At 63.7% G+C, this 16,262-nt stretch carries 20 protein-coding genes and 1 other RNA gene; 13 read left to right on the forward strand and 8 right to left on the reverse strand.

Annotated elements, in window-relative coordinates:
* Positions 1–8 precede the first annotated feature (8 nt).
* From RFM52_RS03550 to RFM52_RS03560, 3 genes are all read right to left on the reverse strand, one after another.
* On the reverse strand, positions 9–206 hold the full coding sequence (locus tag RFM52_RS03550; RefSeq protein ID WP_320295164.1) for a DUF4169 family protein: 198 nt from the start codon (positions 204–206) through the stop codon (positions 9–11).
* Between the two features lie 9 nt (positions 207–215).
* On the reverse strand, positions 216–746 hold the full coding sequence (locus RFM52_RS03555) for an SspB family protein (RefSeq protein ID WP_320295165.1): 531 nt from the start codon (positions 744–746) through the stop codon (positions 216–218).
* Between the two features lie 116 nt (positions 747–862).
* Entirely contained in the window at positions 863–1,546 is a 684-nt protein-coding gene (locus tag RFM52_RS03560; protein WP_320295166.1) for a TetR/AcrR family transcriptional regulator, read from the reverse strand.
* Positions 1,547–1,733: 187 nt separating this feature from the next.
* On the opposite strand from RFM52_RS03560, the gene RFM52_RS03565 reads away from it, so the two are divergent.
* Positions 1,734–2,939 carry a multidrug effflux MFS transporter gene (locus RFM52_RS03565; RefSeq protein WP_320295167.1) on the forward strand — a complete coding sequence of 402 codons (1,206 nt, stop codon included), beginning with the start codon at positions 1,734–1,736 and terminating at the stop codon, positions 2,937–2,939.
* Positions 2,940–2,984: 45 nt separating this feature from the next.
* Here RFM52_RS03565 and RFM52_RS03570 read toward each other — a convergent pair whose 3' ends face one another.
* Both RFM52_RS03570 and ssrA read right to left on the reverse strand, forming a co-directional pair.
* Positions 2,985–3,545: an AAA family ATPase gene (locus RFM52_RS03570; protein ID WP_320295168.1), complete on the reverse strand. Its 561-nt coding sequence runs from the start codon at positions 3,543–3,545 to the stop codon at positions 2,985–2,987.
* Positions 3,546–3,644: 99 nt separating this feature from the next.
* Positions 3,645–4,005, reverse strand: a transfer-messenger RNA (tmRNA) gene (gene ssrA / locus RFM52_RS03575).
* Positions 4,006–4,174: 169 nt separating this feature from the next.
* Here ssrA and RFM52_RS03580 point away from each other — a divergent pair.
* Together RFM52_RS03580 and RFM52_RS03585 are read left to right on the forward strand one after the other, a co-directional pair.
* Positions 4,175–4,486, forward strand: coding sequence for a DUF2853 family protein (locus tag RFM52_RS03580; RefSeq protein WP_140644165.1), 312 nt, complete (start codon positions 4,175–4,177; stop codon positions 4,484–4,486).
* 142 nt (positions 4,487–4,628) lie between these two features.
* Positions 4,629–5,423, forward strand: a complete 795-nt coding sequence (locus RFM52_RS03585; RefSeq protein ID WP_320295169.1) for a thymidylate synthase — start codon at positions 4,629–4,631, stop codon at positions 5,421–5,423.
* Positions 5,424–5,428: 5 nt separating this feature from the next.
* Here the strand turns inward: RFM52_RS03585 and RFM52_RS03590 are convergent, their stop codons facing one another.
* The gene (locus RFM52_RS03590; protein ID WP_040995706.1) at positions 5,429–5,638 is read right to left on the reverse strand and encodes a TOBE domain-containing protein; all 210 of its coding nucleotides are present in this window, start codon (positions 5,636–5,638) and stop codon (positions 5,429–5,431) included.
* A 168-nt stretch (positions 5,639–5,806) separates the two neighbouring features.
* Between RFM52_RS03590 and modA the strand changes: the two genes are divergently transcribed.
* The 4 genes from modA to RFM52_RS03610 all read left to right on the forward strand — a co-directional run bounded on the left by modA (position 5,807) and on the right by RFM52_RS03610 (position 8,862).
* Positions 5,807–6,601: a molybdate ABC transporter substrate-binding protein gene (gene modA / locus RFM52_RS03595; RefSeq protein WP_320295170.1), complete on the forward strand. Its 795-nt coding sequence runs from the start codon at positions 5,807–5,809 to the stop codon at positions 6,599–6,601.
* Between the two features lie 21 nt (positions 6,602–6,622).
* Positions 6,623–7,327 (forward strand): molybdate ABC transporter permease subunit, encoded by a 705-nt coding sequence (gene modB, locus RFM52_RS03600; protein WP_320295171.1) that lies wholly within the window; start codon positions 6,623–6,625, stop codon positions 7,325–7,327.
* Positions 7,324–8,436: a molybdenum ABC transporter ATP-binding protein gene (gene modC / locus RFM52_RS03605; RefSeq protein WP_320295172.1), complete on the forward strand. Its 1,113-nt coding sequence runs from the start codon at positions 7,324–7,326 to the stop codon at positions 8,434–8,436. The genes modB and modC overlap by 4 nt, the downstream gene beginning before the upstream one ends.
* Positions 8,437–8,520: 84 nt before the next feature.
* Positions 8,521–8,862, forward strand: a complete 342-nt coding sequence (locus RFM52_RS03610) for a winged helix-turn-helix domain-containing protein (RefSeq protein WP_320295173.1) — start codon at positions 8,521–8,523, stop codon at positions 8,860–8,862.
* A gap of 74 nt (positions 8,863–8,936) precedes the next feature.
* Here RFM52_RS03610 and cobF read toward each other — a convergent pair whose 3' ends face one another.
* Positions 8,937–9,698, reverse strand: coding sequence for a precorrin-6A synthase (deacetylating) (cobF, locus tag RFM52_RS03615; protein WP_320295174.1), 762 nt, complete (start codon positions 9,696–9,698; stop codon positions 8,937–8,939).
* Positions 9,699–9,840: 142 nt separating this feature from the next.
* On the opposite strand from cobF, the gene RFM52_RS03620 reads away from it, so the two are divergent.
* The 6 genes from RFM52_RS03620 to RFM52_RS03645 all read left to right on the forward strand — a co-directional run bounded on the left by RFM52_RS03620 (position 9,841) and on the right by RFM52_RS03645 (position 15,538).
* Positions 9,841–10,863 carry a DUF4424 domain-containing protein gene (locus RFM52_RS03620; protein ID WP_320295175.1) on the forward strand — a complete coding sequence of 341 codons (1,023 nt, stop codon included), beginning with the start codon at positions 9,841–9,843 and terminating at the stop codon, positions 10,861–10,863.
* Positions 10,863–11,381 (forward strand): dihydrofolate reductase, encoded by a 519-nt coding sequence (locus RFM52_RS03625; protein WP_320295176.1) that lies wholly within the window; start codon positions 10,863–10,865, stop codon positions 11,379–11,381. The genes RFM52_RS03620 and RFM52_RS03625 overlap by 1 nt, the downstream gene beginning before the upstream one ends.
* Positions 11,382–11,629: 248 nt before the next feature.
* Positions 11,630–12,742 (forward strand): FtsH protease activity modulator HflK, encoded by a 1,113-nt coding sequence (gene hflK / locus RFM52_RS03630; RefSeq protein ID WP_320295177.1) that lies wholly within the window; start codon positions 11,630–11,632, stop codon positions 12,740–12,742.
* Complete coding sequence (hflC, locus tag RFM52_RS03635) at positions 12,742–13,683, forward strand: protease modulator HflC (protein WP_320295178.1); 942 nt, start codon at positions 12,742–12,744, stop codon at positions 13,681–13,683. Before hflK ends, hflC begins: the two co-directional genes overlap by 1 nt.
* A gap of 6 nt (positions 13,684–13,689) precedes the next feature.
* On the forward strand, positions 13,690–13,875 hold the full coding sequence (locus RFM52_RS03640; protein WP_320295179.1) for a DUF2065 domain-containing protein: 186 nt from the start codon (positions 13,690–13,692) through the stop codon (positions 13,873–13,875).
* 145 nt (positions 13,876–14,020) lie between these two features.
* The gene (locus tag RFM52_RS03645) at positions 14,021–15,538 is read left to right on the forward strand and encodes a DegQ family serine endoprotease (RefSeq protein WP_320295180.1); all 1,518 of its coding nucleotides are present in this window, start codon (positions 14,021–14,023) and stop codon (positions 15,536–15,538) included.
* Between the two features lie 124 nt (positions 15,539–15,662).
* Here RFM52_RS03645 and RFM52_RS03650 read toward each other — a convergent pair whose 3' ends face one another.
* Positions 15,663–16,256, reverse strand: coding sequence for a GNAT family N-acetyltransferase (locus RFM52_RS03650; RefSeq protein WP_320295181.1), 594 nt, complete (start codon positions 16,254–16,256; stop codon positions 15,663–15,665).
* Positions 16,257–16,262: the final 6 nt, after the last annotated feature.

Genomic DNA, 16,262 nt, shown 5'->3' on the forward strand with positions numbered 1-16,262 from the left:
GCAGGGACTCAGCGCTCGCCGGGGTCGTCGGGTTTTTCCCGGCGATGGCCGGCCACGAATTTCTCGGCCTTTTCCGATGCGAGCCGGTCACGCTCGCGCTCCGTCTTCGGGCGGCCGTGCAGTGCCCGGTTCTCGCTCGCCTGGCGTTCTTTCTCGATGCGCGCTTTATGCTTGCGGGCCTGGCGGAGATTGACGACCTCGCCCATGGCGCAGCGCTACTTCTTGCGGAAGGCGTCGAGCGAAACGACGTCCGCGCCCTTGCCGCCGGTTTCGGCGACCGCCGGCTTCTTTTCGGCCTCGGCGGCCTTCTTCTTCGTTTCCGCCTTCTTCTCGGGGACGACGGCGATCGGCTCGGGTGCCGGAGCGGCCGCCTCTTCTTCCGCATTCTCCGTCTTGACGTCGAATTCGAGCTCGAAATTGACCGACGGATCGTAGAAGCCGCGCACGGCGGAGAAGGGGATTTCGAGCTTTTCCGGCACGTCGGAGAAGGAAAGCCCGACCTCGAAGCCGGCATCCGTCACCTTGAGGTCCCAGTACTGGAACTGGATGACGATGGTCATCTGCTCCGGATAGCGCTCGCGCAGCCTGGACGAGATGCGCACGCCCGGCGCGCCGGTCAGGAAGGTGATGAAGAAATGATGATTGCCCGGAAGGCCGGTGCGCGCGACCTCGGCCAGGACCTTGCGCATGACGCCGCGCAGAGCCTCCTGGGCCAGAATGTCGTAGCGGATGTGGTCGTCGGCCATCTGATGGTCGGGTTCCGTTGAATCGTCCGCATAGCTGTAATCAAGCTTGAGCGCGGCGTAAACCGCATATAGGCGCAAAGCCGTGAGGCCAAGAGGGGTGTCGGCGATTTGATCGCTCAGGCGTGAACGAGCGCCGCCTGTTTGCCGGCTGGCGACTTCTTCCTGCCGAAGGCGCCAAGAAAGGTCCGCACGCCGTTGGTGGCGGAACGCAGCACCTCTTCCTCGGTCGGCACGCCGCCCAGCATGAAAGTGATCTGAAGCTCGGCGTTGACGAGGGCGAGGAACTGACGCGCCGCGACGTCTGGGTCGCCGATCGACAGATGACCGGCAAAGGCAAGCCGGGCAAAGCGCGCGGCAAGCGCCGACCAGGTGCGGCCCGGACCTTGTTCGCGCCATTCGGCAAACAGTTCCGGATAACGCTCGCCTTCGGCCTGGATCAGCTTGCGCAGGAAACGGCCGTCGCGGTTGCAGATGCAATTGCGGTTCATGCGCACGGCGAAGGCGACCAGGTCGGCTTCGAGGTTCGTAGGCTGGTCGGGGAATGTGGCGAATGTGGCGAAGATGCCGGCGTTGCAGCGCTCCGTCAGGTCGCGCACGACGGCAACGAAGAGCTTTTCCTTGTCGCCGTGATGGTTGTAGACGGTCTGGCGTGAAACGCCGGCCTCGGCCGCGATCAGGTCGATATTGGCGCCGGCATAGCCTTCCCGGCAAAAGACGGAAGCGGCGGCATCCACCACCGACACGCGCTTGGCCTCGTGGCTGCGTGGCGGGAAAGTGTCAGGAGAAACGCCGTGCTTCATGAAAATCTATATAGCGGTGATTGACGAATTGGACAAGCCTGTCTAAATTTGTGGACACAACAAAGGGAGTCCGAGCTGCCGAGACGAACAAGTTCGCTCGTGGATGTCGGATTTCCCGTGGGATGGAACGTCCTTGGTTCAGACGCCGGTATTCTCGGCGGCAACCAGATCTGAAAGAGCCTTTATCATGAGTCCCAAATTCCTCCGCGTCGCGGTCGTGCTCGGCTTGTTGTCCGCGATCGGCCCGTTTGCGATCGATATGTATCTCCCCGCGCTGCCGTCGATCGGCCAGGACCTGCATGCCGGCACAGCCGCCGTGCAGATGAGCCTGCTGATCTTCTTCCTGTCGATGGGTTTCGGGCAGATCGTCGTCGGCCCGATCTCCGACATGGTCGGCCGCAAGACGCCGCTTTATGCCGGTCTCGCGCTGTTCATGGTCGGCGGCGTCGGCTCTGCGATGGCGCCGACCATCGAGTGGCTGATCGCTTTCCGCTTCCTGCAAGGGCTTGGCGCCAGCGCCGGCATGGCGGTGCCGCGTGCCATCGTGCGCGACCTGCACACCGGCAACGAGGCCGCCAAGCTGATGTCGCTCTTGATGCTGGTGTTCTCGGTGTCGCCGATCCTGGCGCCGCTGACTGGCAGCCAGATCATCGAGAGTTTTGGCTGGCGCGCCGTGTTCTGGACGGTGACGGGCGCGGCCGCCCTGGCCACCATCCTGCTCGCCACCTCGCTCAAGGAGACGCGGCCGGTCGAGGAGCGCGCCGGCTCGTCCTTCGGCACGGCACTTGCCGGCTATCGCTACCTGATGGGCGATCGCAACTTCCTCGGCCTCGTGGCGATCGCGGGCTTCGGCATTGCGAGCTTCTTCGTCTATCTGTCGAGCTCGTCCTTCATCCTGATCGACCATTACGGCCTGTCGCCGTCGGTCTACAGCGTGTTCTTCTCGATCAACGCGGTCGCCTTCATCGGCATGTCGCAGCTGACCGGGATGCTGGCCGACCGCTTCGGGTTGAAGCGCGTCGTCTGGGTGGCGGTCACCGGCTATGCCACGGTGATGGTGGCGCTGTTCGCCATCATGGCCTCCGGTGTCGACCGGCTCGACGTGATGGCGGCGGTGCTGTTCGTCGGCTACGGCTTCCTTGGCCTCGTCATCCCGACCACCTCGGTGCTGGCGATGGAAGAGCATGGCGAGATCGCGGGCACGGCCTCGGCGCTGATGGGCACGCTGCACTTCGCCATCGGCGCGCTGGCGATGGGCGTCGCCGGCATCTTCTTCGACGGCACGCCGCTGCCGATGGTGGCCGGCATCTCGCTCTGCGCAGTGATCTCGTTCACGCTGGCCAAGCTGACGCTCGGCCGCGCACGCGAGGCGGCCGAAGCGCCGGCGGAATAGGTAATCGCAGACGAAACAGGAAAGGCCGGGTTTGCCCGGCCTTTTTCATGTGCCTCGCAGGCCCGCTTGATCGAGGACGAAACGGACCCGTTCCCCGACCGGCACGAGAGGCAAGGGCACCAGCTCGTAACCGAGCTCCGCATAGACGCCCGTCACCGAGCGGAATGTGCGCTCGGCCTCGTCGAGCGTCTGCTTGCGCTCTTCGTCCTGGATGAAAATCTCCGGCCAGGGCGGCGCGACGAAGACGCGGCGCGCGTAGCGGAATTTTTCAGCCGCGCTTGTGATGTGGTCCGGCACCGGCTGGCCGCAGAGCCTAAGATAGCCGATCGTGTCGGGCGCGCCGCGGTCGAAGAAGATCGGGCCAGGCGGTTCGGCACGTGCGGCGTGCCAGGAACGCAGCTCCCACGACAGCATCAGCTCGGCGAAGAGCGTGCGGTCTTGCCAGGGAAGGGCAGGGCCGCCGATGGCCATCTGGTCGCGGATGATGCCGCGCCCAGCCTCAGGGGCCGTGGCGAAGCCTTGGGCCCGCAGTGCCTCGACCAAGGTGGTCTTGCCCGAGCCGGGGCCGCCGGTCAGCACGAAAAATCGGTCGCAATCGTCTTGCATCGCTTGTCCCTGGAGAATGAGCGGCAAGGCTGCGCGCCGCGCATCGAGCGCCGGACGAGCCTTGGCCGTTCGATCGAATGAGAAGAAAAGGGGGAGGAAAGTGGAGGTTTCTGTTGCCAGGTACCTCCGAACCCCGCCTAGAAGTGCGAACCGCTAGGACTTGATTTGAAGCGTTCGCGCCGCATTAAGCAGCGAGACGAGCTTCCGCATAGTTGTCGTTGGCAACTATAAGTTTAGCCCGATGACGGTGGTACAATGCCGGGCAAAAGTACGATCTTTACACCTTCGTCGATCCTATTTCGCCCCCAGCAAAAGCCGCTCCGTCAACCAGAGCGGTTTTTGGTGGAGGCGCCGGGTACCGCCCCCGGGTCCGAACGGCTTATTTCATCGCCTGTTTATCGCCATAGTCGGTCAAGCCGACGAAGCGAATATAGGGATCGATAACGGAAAAAGAAAGGCCAAACCGGTGCTTATCCGGTTATGCCAAACTGCACAGCCAAGGGTTGACTTGCGCGCCCACACAATCAAATCTCGCTCCCCGGTGAGGAGTCTCTGACCTAGCGCACAGGTTGCGCGGCGCGCCACAACCCTCATCGACCGGATCCGTGGCGCCGACGAGGGGAAGTTCGATGGCCGACTATCTTGCGGATGTGAAGAAATACGATGCCGGCGCCAGCGCCGACGCTGTCGATAAGATCGTCAAGCATCTGGGCATTGCGCTCAGGAACCGCGATTCCTCGCTGGTGTCCTGCACGGACCCGAAGGAACTCGACCGCGTGCGGGAGAACTGGATCGGCAAGAAGCTCGGCATCGCGGATGCCGCCAAGGCCAACGCCTCGATCGAGAAGACCTGCAAGGCGATGCATGCCGACAACACCAAGAGCCGCGTGACCTTCTATTACCTGGTCGCGAAGGACCTCGGCAAACTCGGCTCCCTGTAAGGCACGGCCACCCGGCAGTCGGCACGAAACCGTGCCGGCACCGTGGATTTCCGGCGCGGTCCACATTTGCCGCCCGCTTTGCGGTGTTCGACCGGCTGCCGGTCGGGTATGATTGCCTGTTACCCGAATCGAGGCAGAGCCGATGCGCCAATATCTCGACCTGTTGAAGCATGTGCTGGAGAACGGCGCCGACCGCGGCGACCGTACCGGAACAGGCACGCGCTCGGTGTTCGGCTACCAGATGCGCTTCGATCTTTCGCGCGGCTTTCCGGTCACGACCACCAAGAAGCTGCATCTGAAGTCGATCATCCACGAGCTTTTGTGGTTCCTGGCCGGCGACACCAACATCAGATATCTCAACGACAACGGCGTCTCCATCTGGGACGAGTGGGCCGACGAGAATGGCGATCTCGGCCCGGTCTATGGCAAGCAGTGGCGCTCATGGCCGGATGGACATGGCGGCGGGATCGACCAGATCGCGAATCTTTTGAAGGAGATACGCAGGAATCCTAACTCGCGCCGGCTGATCGTCTCGGCCTGGAATCCGGCCGAAGTCGAGGCGATGGCGCTGCCGCCCTGCCACTGCCTGTTCCAGTTCTATGTTTCGGAAGGCCGGCTCTCGTGCCAGCTTTACCAGCGCTCGGCCGACATCTTCCTCGGCGTGCCATTCAACATCGCGTCCTACGCCTTGCTCACTATGATGGTGGCGCAGGTGACCGGGCTGAAGCCCGGCGACTTCGTCCATACGCTTGGCGATGCGCATCTTTATTCGAACCATTTCGAGCAGGCGCGCGAGCAGATGCGGCGCACGCCCAAGGCCTTGCCGACGATGTGGATCAATCCGGAGGTGAAGGACCTGTTCGCCTTCCGCTTCGAGGATTTCCGCCTCGAAAACTACTTCGCGGATGCGAGCATCAAGGCGCCGATCGCCGTCTAGCTCTCTCAGTCGATGCCGACCATGACGTCCGAGGCCTTGATCACCGCATAGGCCTGCTTGCCTTTTTCGAGCGCGAGGTCGGCGACCGCTTCATTGGTGATCGAGGAGGTGACGATGACGCCGCCGCCGATGTCGATCCTGACATGCGAAGTGGTGGCTCCCTTGACGATCTCGGTCACCTTGCCCTTGAGGATGTTGCGGGCGCTGATCTTCATGCGTCTCTCCTTTGAACTTCGCCGTTCCGTTTCGCATTCACCGTAGGCTGAGACCACGACGGCGCACAATGCTATCGCAGGCGAAAACCCTTCCCTTGTTATGTTCATGCGGATATATCGGTCCGAGGCTTTGGGCCATACGGATTTTGAAACCAGGGAGAGATTTTCATGACGCGCAAGGGTTTTGGTTTGAAGGCGATCGCTGTTGGAGGTTTTACGGCAATGCTGATGGCCGCGGTGCCGGCGGCCCATGCCGACGCCAAGGTGGTCGTGTTTGCCGCGGCAAGCCTCAAGGACGCGCTCGACGCGGTCAACAGGGCCTGCGAGCCGGAAGTCGGCGAGGTCGCCACCATTTCCTACGCGGCGAGCTCGGCGCTCGCCAAGCAGATCGAAGGCGGCGCGCCGGCCGACATCTTCGTCTCTGCCGACCTCGACTGGATGAAGTATCTCTCCGACAAGAAGCTGACCAAGCCGGATACCGAAGTGAAGCTGCTCGGCAATCAGATCGTGCTGGTGGCGCCCAAGGATTCCACGGTTGAGACCAAGATCGAGAAGGGCTTCGACCTCGCCAGGCTGATCGGCGACGGCAAGCTTGCCATGGGCGATTTCAAGGCCGTGCCCGCCGGCAAATACGGCAAGGCGGCGCTGGAATCGCTGGGCGTCTGGTCGTCGGTCGAGGGCAAGGTCGCGCAGGCCGAGAATGTGCGTGCGGCACTCAAGCTGGTCTCGACGGGCGAGGCGGCGCTGGGCATCGTCTACGCCACCGACGCGCATGCCGAAAAGGGCGTCAAGGTCGTCGGCACCTTCCCGGAAGATTCGCATCCGCCGATCATCTACCCGATTGCCCAGACCGCGGATTCGAAGGACAAGGACACGGCTGCCTTCCTGAAATGCGTCGAGTCGGCCAAGGCCGCCGAGCTCTTCAAGGAGCAGGGTTTCACGGTGCTCGCGCCCAGCAACTGAGAAAGACCGCGCAACGCTACCATGAACTGGCTGCTGGACCTCACTCCCGACGAATGGAATGCGGTCCGGCTGTCCATCAAGGTGGCGACGGTGGCGATGATCGCCAGCCTGCCGCCAGGCATCTTGATCGCGCTCCTGCTGGCGCGGGGGCGTTTCTGGGGCAAGACCCTGCTCAACGGGCTGGTGCACCTGCCGCTGATCCTGCCGCCGGTGGTGACCGGCTATCTGCTGTTGCTCACCTTCGGCCGGCGCGGGCCGGCCGGCGCCTTCCTTGCCGAGCATTTCGGCATCGTCTTTTCGTTCCGCTGGACTGGCGCGGCATTGGCTTGCGGGATCATGGGCTTTCCGCTGATGGTGCGGGCCATCCGGCTCTCGATCGAGGCTGTCGACCGCAGAATCGAGGCGGCGGCCGGCACGTTGGGCGCCAATCCGCTCTGGGTGTTCGCCACCATCACGCTGCCGCTGATCCTGCCCGGCCTGATCGCGGGCGCGATCCTTTCCTTCGCCAAGGCGATGGGCGAATTCGGCGCCACCATCACCTTCGTCTCCAACATCCCCAACGAGACGCAGACGCTGCCCTCGGCGATCTACACCTTCACGCAGGTGCCCGGCGGCGATGAAGGCGCGCTGAGGCTGACGCTGATCTCGATCGTCATCTCGATGGTTGCGCTGGTTGCCTCGGAAGTGCTGGCGCGGCGGGTCGGCCGGCGGATGGACATCGAATGACGCTCTCGGTCGACATCAGCCATCGCCTTGGCGATTTCGCCGTGGAAGCGCGTTTCGAGAGCGCCGGCCGGCTGACTGCGCTGTTCGGGCCGTCCGGCTCGGGCAAGTCGACGCTGATCAACCTGATCGCGGGCCTGATCCGTCCGGACAAGGGCCGCATCTCTGTCGACGGCAACGTGCTGGTCGACACCGCCGCGCGGATCTTCGTGCCCATGCACAAGCGGCGCATCGGCATGGTGTTCCAGGATGCGCGGCTGTTCCCGCATATGAGCGTTGCCGGCAATCTGCGCTACGGCCGCTGGTTCACGCCGGCCTCCGAACGCTACGCCAAGATGGATGCGGTGGTCGACCTGCTCGGCATCGGTCACCTGCTCGACCGGCGGCCGGCGAAACTGTCGGGCGGCGAAAAACAGCGCGTCGCGATCGGCCGCGCGCTGCTTGCCAGTCCGAAGCTGCTTCTGATGGACGAGCCGCTCGCCTCGCTCGACGAGGCGCGCAAGGCCGAGATCCTGCCCTATATCGAGCGGTTGCGCGACGAGACGAATATCCCGATCGGCTATGTCAGCCATTCCGTCGCCGAGGTGGCGCGGCTGGCAAGCGACGTCGTGGTGCTTTCGCAAGGCAAGGTCGCGGCCTCGGGCCCGACGGTGGCAATCATGCAGCGGCTCGACCTGTTGCCGGCGGAGGAGCGCGGCGAGGGTGGTGCCGTGCTCGACACAAAGGTCATGCGCCACGATGAGGCCTTCGGCATGACGGTGCTTGGCTCGCAGGCCGGCGAAATCCGCGTGCCGCGCCTTGCGCATCCGGTCGGAGCTTCGGTGCGGCTGCGCGTCCGGGCCCGCGACGTCATGGTTGCGACCGAGCAGCCGACAGGCCTCAGCGCGCTCAACATTTTGTCGGGAACGATTTCCGCCGTCAGGCCGGGTATCGGGCCTACGGTGGAAATCGCCATCGATTGCAATGGCGCGACCGTGCTGGCGCGCATCACCGAACAGTCAAAGCAAACCCTGCGCCTTGCGCTTGGCCACAAGGTCTTCGCGGTGATCAAGACGGTGAGCTTCGACAGCGCGACGACAGGCGTGGGACTGCCGGCGGAGGCCGATGGATGACGGATGCGTATGTCGCTATGTTGCTTTGGAATAGCGCTTTGGCCGCAAAAGGGCTAACCTCGACATGATTGCGGAGGACAGGACATGCCGTCGCTCAGCCTGCGGATAAATCTCGACCCCGACGGCCGGATCGGCCCGGGCAAGATCGAACTCCTGGAGCAGATTGCCGCCTTCGGCTCGATCTCGGCCGCGGCGCGCGGCATGGAGATGTCCTACAAGCATGCCTGGGACCTGGTCGAAGACATGAACCGCGTGTTCGGCAAGCCGCTGGTCGCGGCGCAGACCGGCGGCCGCAAAGGCGGCGGCGCGCAACTGACATCGGTGGGTTTGGCGGTCGTCAGCCGGTTTCGCGCTATAGAGCGCGCGGCGGCTTCGGCGGCGGCGGTGCATATGCAGGCGCTGCAGTCGGAGATCGATGCTGGGTAGTGAATAGTGAATAGTGAATAGTGAATAGTGGGCGTCACAAGCTTGCGGTGCTCTCACTACTCACTACTCGCTACTCACTCCGCCTTCCTCAGCAGATAAGTGTCCATGATCCAGCCCTTCTTTAGCCGGGCTTCCTCGCGGACTTTCTCGATTTCGGCCCCTACGTCCCCCAGGCGACCGGAGATGACGATCTCGTCGGGTGTGCCGAGATAGGCGCCCCACTGGATAAGGACATCCTGGTCGGCCAGCGTGTTGAAGGCGCATTTGCCGTCGAGCATGACCACCGTCGAGCCGGCATTGGCCGCCAGGCCTTCCTCGGTCAGCCGCCGGCCGGTGGTGACCAGGATCGAATCGCCGATGCGGTTGAGCGCGGTCGCGTGGGCGGCGGCCAGCGCCTGGATCGCGGTGATGCCGGGGATGACTTCGAGCTCGAAACCGACATTGCCCCTCAGGCGCACACGCTCGAGGATACGCAGCGCGCTGTCATAGAGCGACGGATCGCCCCAGATCAGGAACGCACCGCAGCCGTCTTCGGCAAGCTCGTCGCGGATCAAGGTCTCGTAGATTTCGGCGATCGCCTCGTGCCAGTCGTCGACGGTTATCCGGTAAGACGATGTCGGCTCGGCCCGAACCGGCACATCGAACTCGACGCGGCGCGATTTCGGATTGGTGACGAAGCGGTCGCAGATCTGGCGGCGCAAATCGGCAAGATCGTTCTTCTTCGCTCCCTTGTCGGGAATGAACAGCACGTCGGCGCGGTTCAGGCCATCGATGGCCTGAACCGTCATGTGGTCGGGGTTGCCGGCGCCGATGCCGATGACGAGAAGCTTGCGCATGGCGCTCTCCTGCCCGATCGGCGGCGCGGTGTCCAGAAGTACCCGTATCCGGTGATGAAGGGCTTTGAAACGCCGTCTTTAAACGGCTAGATGGGAGCGCGCATCCGGCTGGTTCCGGTATCGCGGCACAGAGGAGGGCTCCATGTTACGCACCGCACTGACCGCAGCGCTGGCAGTCATCGCCGCTCCGGCCTTCGCCAATGATTCCGTGGCCGAGCTTGGCACCGGCGGGCTGATCCTGTCGCGCAGCGATGCTGTCGCCATGCAAAGCGAGGATCTCTTCATCTCGCCGGAGAAGGTGACGGTTGACTATGTCTTCCGCAACAACACCGACAAGGATGTCGACGCGATTGTCGCCTTCCCGATGCCCGACATTTCGGGCGATCCCGAAGAGATGCCGGCTATCCCGGAAAACCAGAGCGACAATTTCCTCGGTTTCGAGGTGACGATCGATGGCGTCGCGGCCAAACCGCAGCTCGAACAGAAGGTTTTCGCGCTGGGTATCGACATCAGCGCCGACCTGAAAGCGCAGAATGTGCCGTTCAACCCGTTCGGCGATGCCGCCAAGGCGGCTTTGGCGAAACTGCCGAAAGAGGTCGCTCAGGACTGGGAAAACCGCGGCATCATCATCGAGGACCCGGAAGCGGATAACGGATCCGGCCTGAACCCCGGATACTCGCCGTTCTGGCAGTTGCGCTCGACCTATTGGTGGCGCTCGACCTTCCCGGCCAAGAAGGAGGTCCACGTTTCGCACCGCTACAAGCCGAGCGTCGGCGGCACCTCTTCGGTCAGCTTCTTCTCCGACGGCCAGTTCCAGAGCCCGCAATACGATACCTACAAGACCCGCTATTGCATGGACGAGACGTTCGACAACGCGGTGCGCAAGGCGGCCAAGGCAAATCCGGACGGCTATCCGAAATATTACGAGAGCCGCATCGCCTATATCCTGACCACCGGCGGCAACTGGGCGGCCGGGACGATCGGCAATTTCAAGCTGACCATCGACAAGGGCAACCCCAACAGCCTGGTTTCCTTCTGCGGTGACAATGTCAAAAAAGTCGGCGCCACCACGTTCGAGGTGACGGCCAAGGATTTTTATCCCGAGCACGACATCGACATTCTGCTGCTGGAGCCTTCGGACAACAATGGTGGAGACGCCAACTGATGGACGTCGCCATCTATGTCGCCATTGCCGAAAACGGCGTGATCGGCCGCCAAGGTGGCCTGCCGTGGCGGCTTTCCACCGATCTCAAGCGCTTCAAGGCCGACACGATGGGCAAGCCGATCGTCATGGGCCGCAAGACCTATGAAGGCATCGGCCGGCCGCTGCCCGGTCGTCTCAACATCGTGGTGACGCGCGACAAGACCTGGCGTGCCGAGGGCATAGAAGTGGCCCACTCGCTGGATGACGCGATCGCGCTGGCCAAGGTTCGCGGCCGCTGCATGGCGGGAGCACGGGAGATCTGCGTGGTCGGTGGCGGCGAGATCTATGCCCAGGCCTTGCCGCTCGCAGACCGGCTGCATGTGACGCATGTGCTGGCCAGCGTCGATGGCGACGCGCATTTCCCGCCGATCGACCCGAACACCTGGCAAGTCGTCAGCGCCGAGGGTTTTCCCGCCGGCGAGAAGGACAGCCACGCCACGCGTTATACGGTTTACGAGCGCCGACGCGACGATCGTTGACGACGACAAAGGGTCGCTACCGATCCAAATCGCACGGTGACGATGGCGCATCGCGTTGAAAGCGGGTCAAGGCGTCCCTATAGAAGAACAGTGTTGCAGCGGCTCGCGTCCAACCGGACGCACAGGAGGCCGCCGTAATACTTTGATTTTGGCGCATGATTCCCTTTTCGAAAACCGATATGGGTTTTCAGGGTCATGCGCTAGGATTGCGCCGCAAGGCCTGAGGGAACCGGAGCGAAAGGACATTCATGCCCTGGAACGACAAGAGCGGCGGCGGCGGCCCATGGGGCGGCGGCGGCAATCAGGGGCCCTGGGGGCAGGGACCGAAAGGGCCGAGCGGCCCGCAAGGCTCGCCTCCCGATCTTGAGGATATCATCCGCCGCGGCCAGGACAGGCTGCGGCGCGCGCTTCCGGGCGGCGGCGGCACCAGCCCGGCCGTGCTCGGGCTGATCGCGCTGGCCCTCGTCGTGCTATGGGCCTTCAAGGCGATCTACACCGTGCAGCCCGACGAGGTTGCGGTCGAATTGCGCTTCGGCCAGCCGAAAGCAGAGCTTTCGCAGCCTGGCCTGCATTTCCACTGGTGGCCGATCGAGACGGTCGAAACGGCCAAGATATCCGAGCAGCTCGTCAGCGTCGGCGGTGGCTCGAGCAGCGGCTCCGGGCTGATGCTCTCCGGCGATCAGAATATCGTCAACGTACAGTTCTCGGTCGCCTACCAGGTGTCCGATCCCAAGGCCTATCTGTTCAACGTTTCCGATCCCGACGGCATGCTGGCCCAGGTCGCCGAAAGCGCCATGCGCGAAGTCGTCGGTCGGCGTCCGGCGCAGGACATCTTCCGCGACGACCGCCAGGGGATCGCAACCGGGGTGCGCGAGATCATCCAGGGCACGCTCGACGGCTACAAGACCGGTCTGCAGGTCAACGCGGTCTCGATCGAGGATGCAGCACCACCGCGTGAGGTGGCCGACGCTTTCGACGAGGTGCAGCGCGCCGAGCAGGACGAGGACAAGTTCGTCGAGCAGGCCAACCAGTATTCCAACCAGAAGCTCGGCCAGGCACGCGGCCAGGCGGCGCAGGTCCGCGAGGATGCGGCGGCCTACAAGAACCGCGTCGTGCAGGAGGCGGAAGGCGAGGCGCAGCGCTTCATCTCCGTCTACAGCGAATACGCCAAGGCGCCCGACGTCACGCGCAAGCGTCTCTATCTCGAAACCATGGAGAAGATCCTGAAGAACTCGAACAAGGTCGTCGTCGAGCAAGGCAACGGTCAGGGCGTGCTGCCTTACCTGCCGCTGCCGGCATTGCAGCCGAAAGCGCAGCCGGCGCCGGCCCTGGGCGGCGGCACGACGGGAGGTAACCAGTGATGGCCAACCGTCTTCCCATCATCGCCGTCATCGCGGCAGTCCTTCTGTTCTTGCTCTACTCCTCGGTGTTCGTGGTCAGTGCCGGCCAGCAGGCGATCGTGCTCAGGTTCGGCGAGATCATCGACGTCAAGAACGAGCCCGGCATCTACTTCAAGGCGCCGTTCGCCTTCTTCGATGCCGACAGCGTGCAAATGGTCGAGAAGCGGGTGATGCGCTTCGACCTCGACAACATCCGCGTCCAAGTCTCGGGCGGCAAGTTCTACGAGGTGGATGCCTTCATCGCCTACCGCATTTCGGATCCGCGCACCTTCCGCGCGGCAGTATCCGGTCAGGTCGAACTGGCCGAAGCTCGGCTAAGGACGCGTCTCGATGCGGCGCTGCGCCGTGTCTACGGCCTGCGCGACTTCGAGGCCGCGCTCTCCGAGGAACGCGGCGTCATGATGCGCGAGGTGCGCGACCAGCTTCGCCCCGATGCGACCTCGCTCGGCCTCGACATCGAGGACGTGCGCATCCGCCGGACGGATCTGACGGCGGAGGTCTCGCAGCAGACCTATGACCGCATGAAGGCCGAGCGCCTGGCGGAAGCCGAGCGTCTGAGAGCCCGCGGCAACGAGGCGGCGCAGCGCATCCGAGCACGAGCCGACCGCGAGGTCGTCGAGATCGTCGCCGAGGCGCAAAAGGAATCGGAAATCCTGCGCGGCGAGGGCGAGGCGCAGCGCAGCGCGACCTTCGCCGACGCCTATAAGCGCGATCCGGCCTTCTTCGATTTCTATCGCTCGATGAACGCCTACGGCACGGCGCTGGACAGCACCGGAACGACGATGGTGCTCTCGCCCGAGTCCGAGTTCTTCCGCTACTTCCGCGATCCGGACAGCAAGCCTCAGCCCGGGCAGCTGGCGGCGCCAGCCGCTCCGGCCGCGCAACCCAGCACCGCCCAGTAGCGGGCGGTGCAGGATTTTGTGGCGGCAATCGGCCTGGTCCTCGTGATCGAAGGGCTGGTCTATGGAGGGTTTCCGGCTTTGGCCCGGAAGCTCGCCACAGAGGTTTTGTCGGTGCCGGAAAATGTGCTGCGGATCGGCGGGCTGGTGGCGATCGCCGTCGGCGTTGCCATCGTCTGGCTGGTCCGCGGCTGAAGAATTCCTTGGTGCCGAAGCGATTGACGATTTATCCTTGGTCGATAGCTGTAGCCGCAAACGTGCCGTATTTCTTGCCAACATGAACGGGACAGGCGTCTTTGCGTAAGCGCCTTTCCTTTTCTGAAAACGCCGGGAGGCCACGATGATATCCGACACCCTGTTGCGCGCGGCGCGCCGCACCTTCTTCGCCGGCGCCACGGCATTCGTGGTTGGCATTGTTGCCGTTCCGTCCTTCGTCACGCCGACGATCGCCTCCGACGGACCGCCTTCGGTCGCCGATCTGGCCGAGCGTCTGCTCGGCGCGGTGGTCAACATCTCGACCTCGCAGACGGTCAAAGGCACGGAAGGGCCGGGCGCGGTGCCGATGCCGCAACTGCCCGAGGGCTCGCCGTTCCAGGACTTCTTCGACGATTTCTTCAAGAACCGTGGCGGCGACAAGGGCGGTGCCGCCCAGAAAGTGCAGTCGCTCGGCTCCGGCTTCGTCATCGACGCGGAGCAAGGCATCGTGGTGACCAACAACCACGTCATCGCTGACGCGGACGATATCGAGGTCAATTTCTCCGACGGCATTACGTTGAAGGCGAAGCTGGTAGGCACCGACACCAAGACCGACGTCGCGGTGCTGAAGGTCGATCCGAAAGGCCACAAGCTGACGGCGGTGAAATTCGGCGATTCCACCAAGATGCGCGTCGGCGACTGGGTGATGGCGATCGGCAATCCGTTTGGCCTCGGCGGCACGGTTACGGTCGGCATCGTCTCGGCGCGCAACCGCGACATCAATTCCGGCCCCTATGACGACTTCATTCAGACCGACGCCGCCATCAACCGCGGCAATTCAGGCGGCCCGCTGTTCAACGCCCAAGGCGAAGTCATCGGCATCAACACGGCGATCATCTCGCCGTCGGGTGGCTCGATCGGCATCGGTTTCTCCATCCCCTCGCAGCTTGCCGCCGGCGTCGTCGACCAGCTTCGCCAGTATGGCGAGACGCGGCGCGGCTGGCTTGGCGTGCGCATCCAGCCGGTGACCGACGACATCGCCGAAAGCCTCGGCATGGCGACCGCCAAGGGCGCGCTGGTGGCCGGCGTCATCAAGGGCGGGCCGGTCGACAACGGTACGGTGCAGGCCGGCGACGTCATCATCAAATTCGACGGCAAGGACATCCACGAAATGCGCGACCTGCCGCGCGTCGTTGCCGAAAGCCCGGTCGGCAAGGCGGTCGACGTCGTCATCGTGCGCAAGGGCGTCGAGCAGACCGTCAAGGTGACGCTCGGCCGGCTCGAGGACGGTGAGAAGCTCGCCAGCGGCGAGAACGGCAACACTGACCAGGACAAGGGCGACAAGGCAACGCCTCCGGTATCGACGGCTTCGGTGCTCGGCATGACGATCGGCGAGCTCAACGACCAGACGCGGCAGAAGTTCGGCATCGCGGCGGATGTGTCCGGCGTGGTCGTCACCGATGTCGCCAAGGATTCGGCCGCGGCCGAGCGTGGCATCCAGCCCGGCGAGGTGATCACCGAGATCGCGCAGGAATCGGTCGGCACGCCGAAGGACGTGATGGACCGGATCGGCGCGCTGAAGGAGCAGGGCCGCAAGAACGCGCTTTTGATGCTGGCCTCGAAGACCGGCGAACTGCGCTTCGTGACGATCCGGATGGATTGAGTCCGGATCGTCCATCGCCGATCGATGGTTCAGTGAATAGGGCGGCTAGGGCGTTTCACCGTTTCACGGAACCGGTGAAACGCCCTATCTCTTTGTTTTTACGCAATTCCGGACGGAAAACCGCTTACACTTTTCCTGGAATTGCTCTAGCGAGCCACCCTTTTCGTGCCTGCCAATCCTCCCGCGACAGCCGATACATGACATGGCGCTTGAGATGCGGGTGGCTGTCGGGGACGGCGGGGTGGTCGAAATCGGCACCCGGATCGGCTCGCATGCCGAGCCGCTTCATGACGGCGATCGAACGATGATTATCGGCGACCGCGAAGGAGACGATTTCGTCGACGGCAAGCGTTTCGAAGCCGAATGCGAGCCAGGCTTCAGATGCCTCGGTGACATAGCCCTTGCCCCAGAATTCCGGCGCCAGCCGCCAACCGATCTCGATGGTGCCGGGGGCCAGCACGTCGATGTCTTCCGTTCCGGATAATCCGACGAAGCCGATGCATTCGCCGGTCGCAGCAATCTCGGCCGCCGCGAAGCCGTAGCCATCCTCATCGATCCAGGCGCGGACCTCGTCCATCTTGGCGTCCGCAGTTGCGCGGTCGCGGCGGAACGGGAAGAATTCCATCACACGTTCATCCGAGTTGATGCGATGGAACAATTCGCGGTCGCGCTCCTCCCAATTGCGCAGGATCAGGCGCTCGGTGCGGATCGGCTTCATTCGAGC

This window comes from Mesorhizobium humile (genome assembly GCF_033977215.1).
Classification (GTDB): domain Bacteria; phylum Pseudomonadota; class Alphaproteobacteria; order Rhizobiales; family Rhizobiaceae; genus Mesorhizobium; species Mesorhizobium humile.